Here is a 15,580-nt window from a genome sequence, read left to right as displayed (position 1 = left end):
CGCGTTGATGGTTTCGGTGGAGCAACAACCACCCGCCAAGGCGCGCGATGCCGCGAGGCTTCAATTGCCGCTTGCGACTGCCCGCCTGACCAACCTTCTCAACGAGGCTTTGAAGTAGCGCGCATCCTGTGAAACATGCCGGCGCCGGCGGCTGGATGAGGGGGAGCGAATTCTGATGTAGATACGTCTTTATCGCCTGGTGTCGGCTTGCGCTAGAAGACGAGATCGCTCAGCTTCACTACAAAAGGCCCAATCATCGTGATCTCGAAATCGGCTTTGCCATCACCTGCCCGCCCGCAGGGCATCTGGAGTTTGGAGGTCTCAGAGAGCAACCGCTGTGCTGGTGTCGCTAGCGCCTATTCGTCTTCTTCCGGCACCATCATCGACGAGCCATCGCAATAGCGATGGTAGATCATGATCGTCATCAATGCTGCCAGCATCGCCATGTGACCATCGTCCATGTCGTCAAAATGCGTCTGGCCAAAATCAAGCGCCATGTGCACACGGCCGGCCGCCGCTATAGTAAGTTCCTGCTGACCCAGATCACTGAATGCGCCCTGTTCCAGATTGACTGATAGTCCGCACCCACCCAAAAGCCACCTTTTTTCTGGGATGGGCCAGCGCAGTTCTGCAATCACTCGTTCGGCCAATTTGTCTTCATTGTCATGGTAGCGATCAGGTCTTGCAGAGACGGCAATCTGTTCGATGATTTCGTTCAGGTCGCCCGCAAAACTCCCTGCCTCAGGGCTGTATGTCTCGCCATCCCAGCTTGCTTCCCAATTCATGGTGATGTGACTCAAGGGACGCAGAACCATGGTGTCGAGATAGTCGCTGCGCGCGAAGAACTGCCGCACTAGCTCCGGGGGATGGATGTCCCGATTTTTCTTTGTTTTTGCCATGGGTATTATCGCGCAACCATCGGGAGGGGATCCTCGTTTACAGGGGGGAAATCATCGTGCGCCAGATGTCGTAGCGAAGCGTGATCTCGGTAAGGGTGACGGCATCGTAGCCGGTCGGAATAGCGCGAACACATACGACCGTCCGCGGCTATGGTCGGATGCATGTGGGGTCAAACTGCCACCTTGGTCGCACGCTGCCAGGCCTGCCAGTCGATGAGGCCGTGGTCCTGGACGATCTCCAGACTATCGGGTGCCAGGCGATCGCAGAAAATCACTAAATTCGAAGCAGGCCATCTGGCGCTGGGCACCAGCAGAGCATCGAAATCCATGAAATGCGCTACTTCCGCGACTTCCTGCGTCCGAGGATATTCCATCATGCGTTCGGCGTAGGATAATTGTCCATAGCGCGTCGTATCGAGACCGAGCGCCGCAAGCTCAGGCAACGTTGGCAACCGCAGTACCTCGCCCAGCGACACGTTGAGCTCGAAGAGACGGAACTGCGCCCTGGACGGGAAAACCGGCTGGCCTCGCAGGAGATGAAAGTACATCTCGGCGATCGCTCCGTCACGCGCCAGCGATGTGTAGAGAACATCGAACGTGCCGTCGTCCCATCTTCCGCCGGATGCGCTGCATTGGGTAACGTCGCGCCCATCGCGCACCACGCGCCAAGCGGTGGTCCCAAGCGGTGTATGGGGAAACACCTCGAGAGCATCGATGAGTTTGCTGTCTCGAGGTGTAGTCTTCCTTGTCATGGATTACAGATACGCCCCGGCCTCGAGACGATCGAGAATCTGTAACACCTCGATCGATTTGCCCTGATTGATGAGTTCGATCGCCCGTCGCCCTTCGAGCTGCGGATGGCGTGCATAGAGCCAGGAGCGAATCTCATCCGCCGTATAGTACTCCTGCAAACGCCCGACGATGTAGTGCAGATCGGATAGGATCAGTTCGTTACGGGGGTGGGGCTTTATCGAGCCTGCTTTCCACCGCGAGACGGTCGCCTTGGACACGTCGGTTATGTTGGCGATGTCGGTGAATTTGAGACCGCCAAGATCTTGCAGCTCGCCTAAAAACCGGACGACTGCGCCCTCTTGCACCATACTCATCTGGAACCTGCCATGCCTAGTCGTTGTCCATTGCCGCGCTGAGCGATCGGTCGCGCGCGTGGTGCGCCATTTGCCCGGCTTTCATGCAAATCTTCAAGGGTCAGTCGCATTTTTCCGACCTGCCTGCTGTGATCGGCCAGCCGCTTGGTCAATTTTGCCACATCGATATTTCGCTCGGCTGCCTTCGCTGCATCGAACTGCAAATCCTTCACCTGACGCGCCTTGCGGTCGACCTCGACCATGCGCCCGTTCAGGAAATGCCCTGCACGATTGTGATCGGGCACGGAGGCGAGTTCCGAGATCATGGTGAAGCTTTGATAGGTAGCATGTTGACGCGGATCGGCCAGCGTACTTTTGAGGCCATGTGCACAGCAAGCCCGATCGCAGCACGTCACCAACTGGCGCGCCCCGTAGGCACCGGCCATAAGCTCTAATTCCGGCACCGTCGCCGATCGGTCAATGCCGGAAATCAGCACGCGGGTTGCACGGCCGAAATTGCCATCTTCCTTCTTCTCGACCGGCAAATGCCACGAGCGCGCATCGAAGCTTTCCTTCTCGCCGATGCCGTGGCAAAGCCCCGAGATCGCTCCGAATGCCAACGCTGCGTGACCGTTCAGCCCGCCTAGGTAATCCGCAACGATCGGCTTTCCGAGATTGTGCAACCCGGTGAGAGCCGAGATGAAGCGGCGCGTCGCCAGTGGACCCGAGCTATGCCCAAATCCCGATGCACGAATCCAAAGATTGTCGTAGGCAAGATCGTGCAAACCATCGAGGATCTCACTGCGGGTGATATCATCATTGAGCTTCGTGTGCGGCACGATCAGCTGATAGTCGATGGCGATATGGCTGCCGCCCTCGCGGTCGAGCGCGTTGCGCAACGCTAGACATGATGCGCGGTCAATCTTGAACCACCCGTCGAAGCCAGGATCGCCCAGAAAATGGCTCGGCGCCAATACGGCGTCCATTCCATACTCCAGGGCCATGCGTGCGATCTGACCAAAAATGTCACCGGCATGCTTCGGCTCGAAATGCTCGGGAGCAAGGGGCTTGCCCTGACCTATCGCCGACCATCGGGCGTAACGCGCATAGCCCGAAAACTTCTCCAAAACCGAAAGCTCGGCCACTTTCGTATCAAGCACGAACTCGGCGCCGCCCGCGCGCAATGACGATATGAGCTCCTTTTGGTGCTTGATACGTGAGGCTTCAACGACAATCCGCGTCGCCGGAAACCGACCCGCCGCATGCAGATCAGCGAGCTTGTTATAGCCGGATTCGCCGAGGCGAATGAAATGACCAACCGGTTGAATCGGAGAGACCGCATACGGAAATGGGATGACATTTTCCACGTGAAGAGCCTAACTCGCCATTGCGACGTTTCTGTTTCACAAATTCTATGTATGAAACTTAAACGTCAAAAGCAAGCTTATTTTAGGTCTGCATCTCAGATGATGGGTCCGTTCTCGATTTCCAAAGGCCATAATCTGTTCGTTGTATGTTCCGTTGTTCATTATGACGAATTGTCGATATTGGCTTGGAGGCAATACAGCGAACCTGCGGCTGCCCGCTTGTCCAACCTCCTCAATGAAGTTTGAAATAGGGTGCATGGGCTCTCGTCAACCCGGCTGCGAGGCTACCGACGAGGATCGCGCCAAGCCAGCCGGCACCGGAACTGTCGGGTCCAGTCGTGGCCATTGCGGGTATAGACGACAACGTTCGAGCCGGAGATGGCGACTTGGGCACGATAGCCATCGAACTTCATCTCGAAGAGCCAATCCCCGCCCACCGGTATGTGGTCAGTCAATGTGCAGAGCTGGAAGGACCGAAATGCCGGCAGCGGATATGTAGGGATAGATTCTGAGTCTCTGCGCCGTGTGCGCCTTTTGCTGATGCTGAGGGTGCCATCTACAGCCGACATGCGGATCTCGGGTCCATGGTCCGATTCAATACCCTGCCTGGGATTCGGTTCCATGCCCAAGCATCCCGCGCCGGCGATCGTCGGCGCTCAAAGGAAGAACGGCGCATAAGCCGCAGTCCTGCGCGCGTCCGCGAATGCGGACATTGTCGCGCGCGGGACGGAGGAAATTCGCCCCCGCCGCGGGCGGTTAACAGGACAGCCGTAGGAGCGTCAGCATAGCGCCGGCCGCAGGACGGGACGCGGGACCGACTGTCCCCGTCCGCGGCGGTCATCGTTTGCATTCAGGATATGGATGCGACCGGCATCGTTCGCGCGCATTTGCTTTTCTCGACTGTGTCGCCGCTGATCGGCGACGATAGGATTGGCCGATACATAGGCGAGTTGGTCTGAAAGAGTCGCGCACGTCATGGCCATTGAGGTGCAGCAGGTCGGCGACGAAGTGGAGGTAGTGCAGCGGGCGTGTGAGATGAGGCACATGTGGGGGTGGCGGGGCGATGCTGGCCCGGCCGAGTCTCGCAAGGTCGGCAAACCAGGCAACACACGCACGATAGGCCTTGGGCCGACCCGACCCGTTTGACGTCTGGCTATTCCATGTCCGGAACGTCGCCGCAGACGAATAGCGTCGTGGGCGGCCCATAGTCACCGAGCGCTGGGTCTGCATCACGGCTCCAGGCTATGACACCAACGTGGCCTGACGACAGAGCCTTAGCCGTGCGGACTGCGCGTTCTTCGCTTTGCTGGTCGGTGGGACCGTAAGCGGCAAAAAGCTCGCCGTCTTCGCATCGATCAAACGCAACGACCACAATCAGCTTCGGCTTGGTCTGCGTGGGCAGCATATTGTCCGACATTCAAACCTCCTAGAGGAACCGTTCCCCGTCGTCGCGATGCTTCAGGCAGAACCAGTGCGATGGCTGCCGCGGCCGGGCAAAGCCGAAACCTCCATCCTTATCGCAGCCGGGGTGCTCGCACGGATGATTGGCAACGCGTCGTCGGTCGCGCGGCGGCGCTGTCATGCCTTCGGCAAGCCGGCTCGGTTCGTCGCTCATAACGGGTTGATCGGCCCGACAAGGCCGGGATAGTCGTTGGGCAATTTGTTGACGGCGCTCGTATTCACTTCACGACCAACGCGATTGAATTGAAGCTCGCCGTCGATGTCGTGGCGGAGAATGTCCTTGAGACTGTCCTTGGGTGTCCCAGGATCCAACCACGCGTCATAGTAGGCTTGGTCGAGGATAAGCGGCTGCCGATCGTGCAACTGCTTCATCGGGTCGCCCGCAGGCTCTGTGATGATGGTGCAGCTGGTGATGTCGAGATTGGAATTGTAGGCCCAGAGGCCGGCGAACGAGAAGGGCGCGTGGTCTGGCTGGTAAATGTGCCATGGATCTTTCTTGCCGTCCGCCGGTGAAATGGTCCATTCGTAGAAGCCATCCGCCGGGATCAGGCAGCGCTTCGATTTGAAGGCGTCGCGAAAGGCCGGAGCTGTATCGATGCCCTCAATTCTCGCATTAAACATCGCCGCCTTCGGCATCTCCTTTGCCCAGAAGGGGACCAGCCACCAGCGCCCTTCGCGGAGCTTGTGGTTGCCGTCTTCACCGGCTGTTACGAATGGGACATCCTGGGTCGGCGCGATGTTGTAACGTGGCTCGTCATTGCGGCCCGTCTCCGCCGGCGCCGTCAGTCTGTACAGCCGCTGGATTTCCGACCACGACAGATATTTGGTGTAGCGTCCGCACATAAATTGCCCCTAATTCGCAGCCCGCGCTAATTTACAGGTCCGCGCGCTAGATTGGCGTATGCGGTCTTGAATTCGCGCTCGATCTGGCCTTGCACGATACGGAACAGCTCCTTCGCCTCTTCTTCGTTCGGCATGAGGCTGACGATCAAATCGGTGATAATCCAGCCGCTCGCATATAGGGCGCCGTCAGGCGTGAGCTTGTTCAAGACCTTGCAGGCCTTCTTCACCGCCTTCTCGATTTCCGGGCGGTCGCGCATAATATTGGCAGTCAGCTCGTCGTGCCGTTGTTCGGCGGTGTAAAGCACATCAATCATAATTTCTCCCCTTCGCTGCGACCGCGCGCGTGGCTCGGCTCGCGTCACTCTACCAGTTCAAGGAAAAGGTGGTTTTCCGGGACTGCGTCGACTGGCCAATTGGCGCAGCACGCAGCTATTGCCGCTCTGTTCGCATCCATCCAAACGCTCGCCGCGTTGTCGTCATCATCATTAGGCTCTTCGTCGGCCGAAAAGCTGGTGTCATCCCAGCCTTCTAACGCGAACATTCCATCGGCCGCCTGCTCAGGCGATATCCCAGCTGCGGCAAAGACAGCTTTTGCGGCTTCGATCCCTCGCTGTTTTTCTTCAGGCAGAGCGCCCTTGATCTCTAAACTGAGCTGCATGGCTCGCGTCCTGTGGCTATCGTGCCGACAGTGAACAAAATGAGAACGACAGAGTCAAGATGATCTTGACTGATGAGGAATATGTTCCTCTTTTAGGCGTTATGGCGCACGACCCGATCGACACGCTGGGAAAGGCGACCCGGCACAACATGCTTGTGAAGGCTGAGTGCAGTTGCGGCAACGTCCGCTACTGCCGGTCGGCCGACCTGATGATGGTCTATGGCGGAGGCGTCGATCCTCAGAAGCTGAAATTCGACTGCAACCGCTGCAAGCCACAGATCAAAATTACCTTGCTGGAGGTGCATCCCGAGCATCTGCCGAAGCGCTTGATGATCCACAAGCCGATGAAGATCGACGGCAAGGTCGTCTGGCACACAGAGAGATTTCGAGGATAGGACATGGCCAGGTCGAAAGGTTCGCAGCAATTATCACAGGCTGAAATTGAGCGCTTTGTGACGGCAGCGGAGGCACTGCACTTAAGTATCATCAAGCCGTTTATATCGCCCCATAGCGACCACTACCGGCAGACGCGCGTCCTGCATGAGGTGCTGTTGAAAGCCGTGCGGGAAGTCACCGCGAAGGAAGTGGCGTTCATCCAGTGGAACGGGACAGGGCCGTCCAAGCCGTAGCGTGGCTCTAGACGTTTTCGCAGCCGATCCCATCGCCGTCGCGGTCCAGATCATAGATATCCGTGCCGACAACAGTGACCGGGCCGCGTACCTAGGGCAGACCATTGCCCTTCCGGAGGAGCAATCGACTCGCTGGCGATTGGAACGCAGGCTCCCGCGTAGTTTGGGTCGCACGCGTCTTCGGCATGAGCGCAGCCGATGAAAGATGCCACACCAAAAGCGACCGCGCCTACACGACGGGAAGCCGCCGGCTGGATCCTTATCCGAATCAGCGCTGTATCTCAGTCGTCTATCTCTTCGCCTTCATCGTCTTCGTCCGAACCGCGAGACGGGTCTTCGACGAATGTTTGGCAGCCCTCATTAAATGATTGGCTGTTTGAGCTGCAGTCGCTGTCGTTGGAAATCTGATTTTGCTCAGCCCAGTCGTAGCCAGCTTTATGCCCGGAACAATCTTCGGTGCAGTCATTTCCTCCGAAAGTCCCCTGCGCATGACATGGCGTAGCTGATGCCGCCGCAAGCATCAATGTGCCCAAGTGGAACAGCCTTCGAATTCTCATCTGCGCCCCCCACGGTGAGCAACGCTGCTATCTAGGCGCCGCGAATATGCCTACTCGCACGAACCCAAAGCACGCAATTTGGTCCTGATATCAGTGGCAGTGATACTCGCCAGTCTTGTGGTTGGTATGGCACCCATTGGCATCGGTGCCGCCGCCGTGTGCGAAGGTATCCACCGAAAATGCCAACATGGTCAAAGCCGCCATGGCGGCAAGAATTGTAGATTTCATATCGCCCTCCCAAGATAATTCGGACAGAAGAGCACTATCGTGGAGTTAGCACAACTGGCTGATTGCAAATTACCTGCTGGTTAAGTGCCGATCTTCAATGTCCAATATTGCTCCCGCGCATCAAGATCGGCCGATGAAATGGCGAGCGACGGGCTTAGACGCCCAATTGCGCGGCCATCTTTTGCGTGGCCGCCGTTGTCCGGTCAATGCCGCTGGTGATCGACAGCAGATGTCGTTTCGTCGAAAGAAATTCGGAGTCGCTGCAATCGGCCACAGCGCGCTTGAACAGGGCTCGCATGGCGATGAGCGCGACCTCGCCGTTACCAGATCACAGACCAGCGAGGCATCTGTCGGCGCAAGTTGATTTGCGACGGCCTTTCGGTTCGCAAAGCTTCGCGAACTCGGCTTTCTCAAAGCGGGTCAACGGCGCGGCGGCGGAAAATCAGGGGATTTGGGATTGGTCTTGGCCATGACTTCTGTACACGATTCAAAAATCATTCTTCGCCGCAAAAAATTGCCGCATGCCGCATCTGTGGTCGTTCGTCGACACGCAACCGACATATCCCTCCGTCGCGCAGTCGCTGTGGTAATGGGGGTGCCACCGCCCTGGCGCCACAACGGCCTGTGGCGAGTGTCGATCAGCCTGGCTGACTCATAGCAGCCCGAATGCCATTGCGGTGAGAAAGGCCACCACTAGCACCACCAGGACCCCAATAATCAGCCAGACGGCGCTCTTGGCGTCCATTTAGACCCTCAACTGTCGGTTCCATTGATCACATAGCGCGACGCGAAGACGCTCACCAGTCACTGTGACTCCAGCGGATACGCGTCCTGGGCGAACTGACGGGCGTTTGTGGATAGGGTCTACTGTGGAAGCGTGGGTTCGAAAAGTGGGATTCGCGCGCAAAAGGCCGGCCGGCTTACCGGCCTGTCGCGCGGTCAGTCTCAACTGGTTGCCGGCTTGGATGTAGGCGGCTCACGGCGAGCGAGCAGCTTGTCGATCCGCCTTCCATCCATATCGAGGATCTCGAAGCGCCAGCCCTCGTAGTCAAAGTGCTCACCGGCTTCCGGCAAGTGCCCAAGGCGGGACAAGGCGAACCCAGCGATCGTGTGAAAATCCCCTTCGGCAGACCCCGATCGGAATCCTAGGCGAGCGAACGCATCGTGCGCCAGCATCATTCCGTCGATGAGCAAGGACCCGTCATCGCGCTCGATGACATCAGGGTCCTCATTGTCCAGGTCAGGAAGGTCGCCTGCGATGGCTTCGAGCAGATCGGTCTGGGTGACGATCCCCTCCAGAGCGCCATATTCGTCGATGACGATCGCCAGGCGCACCGGCGTCCGCTTGAACTGATCGAGTACACGGAAAATCGGCGTTGCCTCGTGAACGATCAAAGGTTCTCGGATGACCGCCATCGGGTCAAGCGTTTTGCCGTCGAGCACCTGGTCGAGAAGGTCCTTCTTCAGAATCATGCCAAGCGGTTCGTCTATCCCCCCACGGCCGACCAGAAGCTGCTCATGGCGACATTGCCGGATGGTGCGCAGAATCTCGTCAGGGATGTCGTCGGTATCGATCCAGTCGATATCGCGTCGCGGTGTCATGATGTCGGCAATGCGTCGATCGCCGATGTTGAAGACACGCTCGACCAGTTCCTGTTGCGTCTGATGAAGGAGCCCTGCCTCCTGGCTTGCCGCCACGAGCAGCTTCAGCTCTTCGGGCGAATGCAAGGACTCCTCGCCTGTGCCCGGACGCAGACCGCACAGACGCAGCACCAGATTGCCGAGACCGTTGAGAACAAGGATCGCCGGCCTGAGCAGGAACAGGAACAGACCGAGAGGGCGTACGACCCGAAGTGCCGTGCTCTCGCTGCGCTGGAGCGCCAGACTTTTCGGCGCTAGTTCACCCAGGACAATGTGTAGCGCGGTTATGATGATGAAGGCGATTGCGACGGCAATGGTGTGCGAAGCTGCCGTGGCCAGCGACCCCATCACTCCCAAGAGGAGTGGCTCGATCAGATGAGCGAGTGCAGGCTCGCCGACCCAACCGAGCGCCAGCGATGAGATGGTGATGCCGAGCTGAGTTGCTGCAAGGTTCGCATCGAGATTCACCAAAGCCCGTTGAAGCAGGCTGGCGTTCGAGCGTCCAGCTGTAGCCAATTCGTCGACGCGGCTTCGTCTAACCGCGACCAGCGCAAATTCGGCGGCGACAAAGAAACCGTTGGCGCCTACGAGTAGGAGAACCAACAGAATTCCAAGAATGTCGCGTAGACTACCATCGTCCGCAGGCATGATATCCTCTTTATGAAACAGCCACTCTCATCTCTCAAGCGCGTATGCCGCCGTCGTGGAACCGCCGTTGGCCATCATTGCGGAGCGATCACCGCAGCTCCGCCTCTGACAATCAGGGGCAAGATAGCCAAATCCGCGCTGAGTATCCTACCCCCGCAAAAAAATCCGCCGGCGCGAACCGGCGGGCCAGAAATCGGATAGAAAAAGAACCGGTCATGCCGGCCGAACTAAATGTGGCGTCTGGGTAGTCGAAGTCAATGGACCCGCCGCGTAGAGATCGCCTTTGATCCAGTGATTTAGCAATATCACCGCGATGCCGGCGAGGATCGCCAGCGCTATCATCCAAATGATCTTCTGACGGTCGCTCAATGTTCTAAACCCAAACCCGAACCACGCGTGCCGGCACTTAATGGCACGACGTCGTTAATTGCAATGTGATCCCTATGAGGATCGCTGTGGCCTTGGCGGTCGGTCAAACTTCCTCATTTCGACGAGATTTGCCATACAGCCACGCCAGTAAGAATAAGGCCGGCGGTACCTTCGATAGTTCGCGATATCACATCGAACAGGCGCGGCCGACGGTCGAAGAAATGCACCAGCCGTTCCCGAAACAGGATCGACAGAACTGCCACGCAAGACAACGTCAGTGCCACGCCGGCCATCATGGTGATTGCAAAGAGTATGCCCGCGACCGGAACACCTCTTGAGATCGCGAAGGTCATCGCGAAGAGCGTCAATGGACATGGGATCAGGCCGGCCATGACGCCCACAACCTCGCCTTCATGCTGGTGGTGATGACCGTGGCTGAGCGCCCGCCAAAGCATCCACAGACCAATTAACCCGAGCAGGCCACGACTGACATCCTCCAAAAGTGGCGCCCGGCCGACGCTGCCCAGCGCAATCGAGACCAATGGCAACGAGAGGGCTGCAATCACAACGGCAATCGTGACATGGGTGAAGGAGAGTGTCAGCGACACCAGTAGGCCGCGACGGATGCTGGCATCCGATCCGGCCAAATAGGTAGCCAGCACGGCTTTGCTGTGTCCGGGTGTCAAAGCATGCGCAGCTCCGAACAGGACACCCATCGGCAGGAAGGCAGTGAACGCCAGCCAGTCGCCCCCGGCTGACAGCAATTTGATCTGTTCGGCGAGCGCCAAGTATATCGTGCGTTGAAACTCGACCAGGGTTTGGAAAAACACGTTCTATCCGTTCCGCCGCTTCAACCGCACGTCAATTCAAGGCGTGTCGCGAATATCTTGCCGAGATCGGTTCCGGTCGGATCGCTGAAGAAGGCATCCGTCAATTTCGTCTGATTCTGTGCGATTGCGGTATTCGGATCGGGGCGGACGACGGCCCTCGTGCAATCTTTCGGTAGGCCAGCCACGGCGATCTTATCGTCATCGGTGAAATCGATCGCGGTGTAGAAGGTCGGATCGTAGACGCCGATGCTCACCTTGCCGGCGAGCGCCAACGTGTCTTTCGGCTGCGTCTCGAATTGGATGACGAGTTGATTGTTCTCGTAGCTAGTGACCAGCCTCGCCGGCGGCGTCATCACCACGTCCTTGCCTTCCACAGTGACCATTTGGAAATAATTGTATTCTTCCAGTGAGGCATGGATGGTGAGGGCGGCGGCGTCGAGTTCTTCGGCGTCGAGAGTAAGGTCGGAATTCTTGTCGAACTCCATCAGCACCGTCGAGGAGAAGAGCTCGTCGAACCGCCAGAGATGCTTGAGCGACTTGACCGACTTGTCAGCGCCAACCGTTAGGTCCAAACGGGCTTCCGCGAAGACATGAGGATGAGCGCCGGCCGCGACGGTGGAGGCGAGCAGGAGCGCCACGCCAAAAATCGTGCTGGTCAGTCGCATTTGCGCTCGCTTTCTCGTCATTGCGCGCCAACCGAGTGATCTGGCAGCGCAAGCAGGCTAAATTGGGACGCGGCCCGCGAAGCCTTTTCAATCATCGACGATCGAACTTGCTATGATGGCGTTCGCTGTGCCCCGAACGGCTGGCGACGTCAAATGCACGAGCTGCTTGCGATTGCCCGCGATCAGTATGAACAGCCGGGAAACCTGCCTGCCCTTCCTCTCCTCGCCGATTTTTTCGGCGTCGGTGCGGTGGAAGAACCGTTTTTCAAACTCGGCGCGGTCGACATCGAAAAGCTTGAGCGAGCAGGTCTGGACGGACCTGACGTCCATGGTCGCCCTGGTCACCGCGACCATCGTTCCGGCCGGATGGTCGTCGCCGGTGACCTGCCATCCGCGGAACGCCTTCATGGCATCCACAGGAGCAAGTGCCGCGCCGTCGACGAGCGGCGTCCATCCGCGCGTCTTTGCCAATGTCGCGGTTCGCTCGAAGTCGGGGCCGTGCGCCAGGCATGTCGCGTGGAAGGCATCCAGCGCCCGGTCGACGCCATCGGCATGCGCAAGCGGTGATGCCAACCATGCGGCCGCAAGCGTCAAGGACAAGTAGGTCTTGGGCATTCGGTAGACTCGCGTATCGAAGCAGGCCGGGATAGCCAATCGGCAAGATAGCGCCGCGGCGGCTATGCACGCAATGCAGCGCGGCCCGCGACTACCGGCCCGCGCGTCTTCCTGGCGGCGGCGCGCCCGGTCCGGTCGCCGCGGCATGCCGCGCTCAGGCAGGCAGGATCTTGTCCGTGGTCGCGCGCACATAATCGAGGTTCATGGTCCCGACGGCGCCGGTATCGTCGATCCTGAAGCCTGTCTCGACCAGTAGAGTTCCGACCGCATTCATGTCGATATGCCCGTGCCGATGGAGCCTCGGCAATGTGGATTCGTGCAGCGGCCTTCCGAAGTCGATAAGCAGCAGTCGGCCTCCCGGCTTCAGAACCCGCTCCGCTTCACGAAAGAAGGTCGATCGGTCGGGTTTCGGCAGGTGATGCAGCATGAGCGTACCGATCACGATGTCGAATTGGCCATCTTCGAAGGGAAGTTCCTGGGCCGTCGCCTGGACGAAGGTCAGATCAACGCCGGCTCGCGTAGCCTTGACGCGCGCCCTCTCGACCATTTCGACCGATGCGTCGACGCCCGTGACGCGTCCGACCGCTCCGACCAACCGTCTCGCGGCTATGGCAAGCGTGCCCGTACCGCAGGCGACATCGAGCATCGCCTCGCCGGGCTGGAGCCTTGCCAGACGCAGCATGAATTCACGGAACCGGTCCTCGCGGCCCCAAGTCAGGACGCGCGCAAGCAGGTCATAGCCGACCGCCCTATGCAGGACGATGCCGATGCCCCTTTCGCCGGCGCCATGCGCGCCGGCGGTCCGCATGTGACGAAAGCCGCCCCAGAGTGCGAATGCCGCGACCGCGGCGAGGATGAGGCCGTGGACTGCAGCCGTCCAAGCACCGGCATTGAGATAGCCGTCCCCGAAATGAAGCATTAGCAGAAAACCGGCGACCAGCGACGGTTTGACGAGCACGGCAAGCATAATAACGCCCTTTCGCGAATGCTGTCCGTTTCCAGCCCGATGACCAAATTGGTGCATTTCCTTTTGCCTCCTCGTCCGTTTCCGGAGTGCTCAAGGCATTCTTGAGCTTCTGGACTCGGCGTATCATACTGGACAGATTGTCCAGTAGCGCTGTTGCTGGACAACGGACCGCTGAACGTCCGAAACCGCACGGTGGAAAGAGCAATGACCATTAAAATCGAGCGGCCCGACGACAGGGGTACGATCGACCGTCGTGTCGCGCGCACGCGCGCCATGCTGCAGGACGCGCTGATTGCCCTGATCCCAGAGTGCGGCTATGCGGCTCTCACCGTGGAAGACATTTGCCAGAAAGCTGATGTCGGCAGGTCGACCTTCTATAGGCACTATGCCGGCAAGGACGAATTGCGCAGCGCGGCCCTTGAGGCGCATCTGCTGTCGCTGAGCAGGCGCGTGTCGGCAGACGAAAAGACAGGCAACCGCCCGTTCGAATTCAGCCTGCCGATGTTCGAGCACGCGCGGGCGTTCCGGTCGCTTCACAAGGCGCTACTTGCGAGCAGCGGCGACACGATCCACGATCAATTGCGTGAACGCATACGGCGCGCAGTGCGAACCGAACTGTCTGGCAAGCGGATCGGCGACGCGGGCGTGCCGCTGGAATTCGTCGTCCAGTTCATATCGGGAGCCTTTCTCTCGGTGCTTGCCTGGTGGATCGCCGAGGACGCCAGCCTCTCGCCGGCCCAGGTCGACGACCTGTTCCAGCGGATGGCGGGTTCAGCTCTTCCGGGTCGGTCACCCTAGCAAGAGCTTCCAAATCCAGATCTCGCGCCGGTTGAGGCTAACGTTCCTCGGGCGGCCGAATCTTGCGAAACGTCGTGAGCAAAAGGATTTCGTAGATGGTGTTCAAGCCACCGCGATCAGAATTGGTCAGCCGAAACCGGAAACGGCAAGCAGGGGTCCGGCGACCATCGGACTGACCGCCGAACCGCGTTCGGCCAGAGCCCCACTCGGACCGCCAATCTTCGTCGATTCAAAATCGCATGGCAACGAGTCGAGCTATTTCGGCCGGCGCTTGATCGGGGATGGCAAAGACCGAGCTGACGTTGATCTCACAAAGCACATACGTGTCTTCACCTGACACAGTCCGTGGTCCGTAGAGAAAATCGGCATCCCAAATGATCGGCAGCGACCTGGCATCGATGCCTAGCACAGCCATCATTTGCGGCGTCCACCCGGTTTCCATATTGGTCCGCAGCGCCTGAAACGGTTCGGCCGTGGCGGGATGCATTATCCGCGGCCCTGGTTGCGCAGCCTCGGAATCTGGCCCTTCAGGAGGTGGTGGGATTAGGGCCTTGATGAACTGGTGGCCAAAGCCGACCACCTTGTCGGCGCCCATGTAACAGCGGATCATCCCGTCGGCTAAACGCGGTTGGAATGGCTGATCCACGATGCAGCCATCGGGTGTCAAATACACCTCGCAGCGCGCCATGAAATCCGGCAGTGCGAGTTCTTCCGGCGTACTGCCGCGTCGCGCGTGCAGCACCCGAACCGCCGGCTCTCCGCCAGGAAGCGAACCGATCAGCTCGACCTTCCATACTCCCTGGCCGCCATTGCCGCGGTTCTGCTTCAGCACCCGTGGACCGGCCGTTCGAAGCCGCTCCGGAAACGCCTCGCGAAAAGCCTCGGCGGAGCCGTAGAGGTAAGTATCGGTTCCCCATCCGAGATGCTTCGTACGGTGCAGAACTTCCTTCACGCCCATTTTCAGGATCACGTCTGGATGTGCACTCACCCAGGGGCCGCGTGCCGCCACGTCGCGCAGCAGCGGGTCAAGCACCGCACGGGTTTTTCCCTCGTGCAAGGGATCGACCCAGACCAGCACGCCGTCCGTCGCCAGGAGCTGGGTCCGAACCTCCTCGGCAAACTCTTCGTCATAAACGGCCGGTTCGGCGTGAACACCGATCGCAGCGAGTTCCTCGAACACGCGATGAAACCGGTTGTTCTGCGGTGTCGCCGTGCGACGCGCCTCCCGGTCACCGCGCCAGACCACAGCCACTCGCCTCCTGCCCATTATACCTCGCCTCCTACTTGCTCGCCCATCAGACAGCCCCGATACGAAATAGA

The 15,580-nt window shown here is 59.1% G+C and carries 21 protein-coding genes; 4 read left to right on the top strand and 17 right to left on the bottom strand.

Going from position 1 to position 15,580, the window contains the following annotated elements; translation table 11 throughout:
• Positions 1-356: 356 nt before the first annotated feature.
• From NKI61_RS08460 to NKI61_RS08420, 9 genes are all read right to left on the bottom strand, one after another.
• Complete coding sequence (locus tag NKI61_RS08460) at positions 357-899, bottom strand: hypothetical protein (RefSeq protein ID WP_352839166.1); 543 nt, start codon at positions 897-899, stop codon at positions 357-359.
• 170 nt (positions 900-1,069) lie between these two features.
• Entirely contained in the window at positions 1,070-1,651 is a 582-nt protein-coding gene (locus tag NKI61_RS08455; RefSeq protein WP_352560465.1) for an RES family NAD+ phosphorylase, read from the bottom strand.
• Between the two features lie 3 nt (positions 1,652-1,654).
• On the bottom strand, positions 1,655-2,005 hold the full coding sequence (locus NKI61_RS08450) for an antitoxin Xre/MbcA/ParS toxin-binding domain-containing protein (protein ID WP_352560464.1): 351 nt from the start codon (positions 2,003-2,005) through the stop codon (positions 1,655-1,657).
• Positions 2,002-3,351, bottom strand: a complete 1,350-nt coding sequence (locus tag NKI61_RS08445) for a hypothetical protein (protein ID WP_352839165.1) — start codon at positions 3,349-3,351, stop codon at positions 2,002-2,004. The genes NKI61_RS08450 and NKI61_RS08445 overlap by 4 nt, the downstream gene beginning before the upstream one ends.
• Before the next feature lie 284 nt (positions 3,352-3,635).
• Entirely contained in the window at positions 3,636-3,920 is a 285-nt protein-coding gene (locus tag NKI61_RS08440; RefSeq protein WP_352560659.1) for an ATP-dependent DNA ligase, read from the bottom strand.
• A gap of 584 nt (positions 3,921-4,504) precedes the next feature.
• On the bottom strand, positions 4,505-4,768 hold the full coding sequence (locus NKI61_RS08435) for a hypothetical protein (RefSeq protein WP_352560460.1): 264 nt from the start codon (positions 4,766-4,768) through the stop codon (positions 4,505-4,507).
• A gap of 194 nt (positions 4,769-4,962) precedes the next feature.
• Positions 4,963-5,655: an SOS response-associated peptidase gene (locus NKI61_RS08430; protein ID WP_352560458.1), complete on the bottom strand. Its 693-nt coding sequence runs from the start codon at positions 5,653-5,655 to the stop codon at positions 4,963-4,965.
• A gap of 26 nt (positions 5,656-5,681) precedes the next feature.
• The gene (locus NKI61_RS08425; RefSeq protein WP_352839164.1) at positions 5,682-5,969 is read right to left on the bottom strand and encodes a hypothetical protein; all 288 of its coding nucleotides are present in this window, start codon (positions 5,967-5,969) and stop codon (positions 5,682-5,684) included.
• A 44-nt stretch (positions 5,970-6,013) separates the two neighbouring features.
• Positions 6,014-6,313, bottom strand: a complete 300-nt coding sequence (locus NKI61_RS08420; RefSeq protein ID WP_352560455.1) for a hypothetical protein — start codon at positions 6,311-6,313, stop codon at positions 6,014-6,016.
• 65 nt (positions 6,314-6,378) lie between these two features.
• Here NKI61_RS08420 and NKI61_RS08415 point away from each other — a divergent pair, with 65 nt between their 5' ends.
• Both NKI61_RS08415 and NKI61_RS08410 read left to right on the top strand, forming a co-directional pair.
• Positions 6,379-6,708 (top strand): hypothetical protein, encoded by a 330-nt coding sequence (locus NKI61_RS08415; RefSeq protein WP_245265537.1) that lies wholly within the window; start codon positions 6,379-6,381, stop codon positions 6,706-6,708.
• Positions 6,709-6,711: 3 nt separating this feature from the next.
• A complete protein-coding gene (locus NKI61_RS08410; protein ID WP_352839163.1) occupies positions 6,712-6,942 on the top strand; it encodes a hypothetical protein in 231 nt (76 codons plus the stop codon).
• 281 nt (positions 6,943-7,223) lie between these two features.
• Here the strand turns inward: NKI61_RS08410 and NKI61_RS08405 are convergent, their stop codons facing one another.
• Positions 7,224-7,463, bottom strand: a complete 240-nt coding sequence (locus NKI61_RS08405; protein WP_156933401.1) for a hypothetical protein — start codon at positions 7,461-7,463, stop codon at positions 7,224-7,226.
• A gap of 126 nt (positions 7,464-7,589) precedes the next feature.
• Positions 7,590-7,727 (bottom strand): YHYH domain-containing protein, encoded by a 138-nt coding sequence (locus NKI61_RS08400; protein ID WP_023669898.1) that lies wholly within the window; start codon positions 7,725-7,727, stop codon positions 7,590-7,592.
• 97 nt (positions 7,728-7,824) lie between these two features.
• On the opposite strand from NKI61_RS08400, the gene NKI61_RS08395 reads away from it, so the two are divergent.
• Complete coding sequence (locus NKI61_RS08395; RefSeq protein ID WP_352839162.1) at positions 7,825-8,091, top strand: hypothetical protein; 267 nt, start codon at positions 7,825-7,827, stop codon at positions 8,089-8,091.
• Positions 8,092-8,672: 581 nt separating this feature from the next.
• Here the strand turns inward: NKI61_RS08395 and NKI61_RS08390 are convergent.
• The 5 genes from NKI61_RS08390 to NKI61_RS08370 form a co-directional block, all read right to left on the bottom strand.
• Entirely contained in the window at positions 8,673-10,016 is a 1,344-nt protein-coding gene (locus NKI61_RS08390; protein WP_352815065.1) for a hemolysin family protein, read from the bottom strand.
• A gap of 482 nt (positions 10,017-10,498) precedes the next feature.
• Positions 10,499-11,215: a HoxN/HupN/NixA family nickel/cobalt transporter gene (locus NKI61_RS08385; RefSeq protein ID WP_023669894.1), complete on the bottom strand. Its 717-nt coding sequence runs from the start codon at positions 11,213-11,215 to the stop codon at positions 10,499-10,501.
• Positions 11,216-11,235: 20 nt separating this feature from the next.
• Complete coding sequence (locus tag NKI61_RS08380) at positions 11,236-11,880, bottom strand: DUF1007 family protein (protein ID WP_352839161.1); 645 nt, start codon at positions 11,878-11,880, stop codon at positions 11,236-11,238.
• Positions 11,881-11,967: 87 nt separating this feature from the next.
• Positions 11,968-12,495, bottom strand: a complete 528-nt coding sequence (locus NKI61_RS08375; RefSeq protein ID WP_352839160.1) for a hypothetical protein — start codon at positions 12,493-12,495, stop codon at positions 11,968-11,970.
• 154 nt (positions 12,496-12,649) lie between these two features.
• Positions 12,650-13,462 (bottom strand): class I SAM-dependent methyltransferase, encoded by an 813-nt coding sequence (locus tag NKI61_RS08370; protein WP_352839159.1) that lies wholly within the window; start codon positions 13,460-13,462, stop codon positions 12,650-12,652.
• Between the two features lie 204 nt (positions 13,463-13,666).
• On the opposite strand from NKI61_RS08370, the gene NKI61_RS08365 reads away from it, so the two are divergent.
• Complete coding sequence (locus tag NKI61_RS08365; RefSeq protein ID WP_352839158.1) at positions 13,667-14,260, top strand: TetR/AcrR family transcriptional regulator; 594 nt, start codon at positions 13,667-13,669, stop codon at positions 14,258-14,260.
• A gap of 229 nt (positions 14,261-14,489) precedes the next feature.
• On the opposite strand, the gene NKI61_RS08360 is transcribed toward NKI61_RS08365, so the two are convergent.
• Complete coding sequence (locus tag NKI61_RS08360) at positions 14,490-15,527, bottom strand: Cj0069 family protein (RefSeq protein WP_352839157.1); 1,038 nt, start codon at positions 15,525-15,527, stop codon at positions 14,490-14,492.
• Between the last annotated feature and the right edge of the window lie 53 nt (positions 15,528-15,580).

Source organism: Mesorhizobium sp. M0514 (genome assembly GCF_040321145.1).
GTDB lineage: Bacteria > Pseudomonadota > Alphaproteobacteria > Rhizobiales > Rhizobiaceae > Mesorhizobium.
The sequence above is the reverse complement of the archived record's forward strand: the minus strand, read 5'-3'. Positions and strand labels throughout refer to the sequence as shown.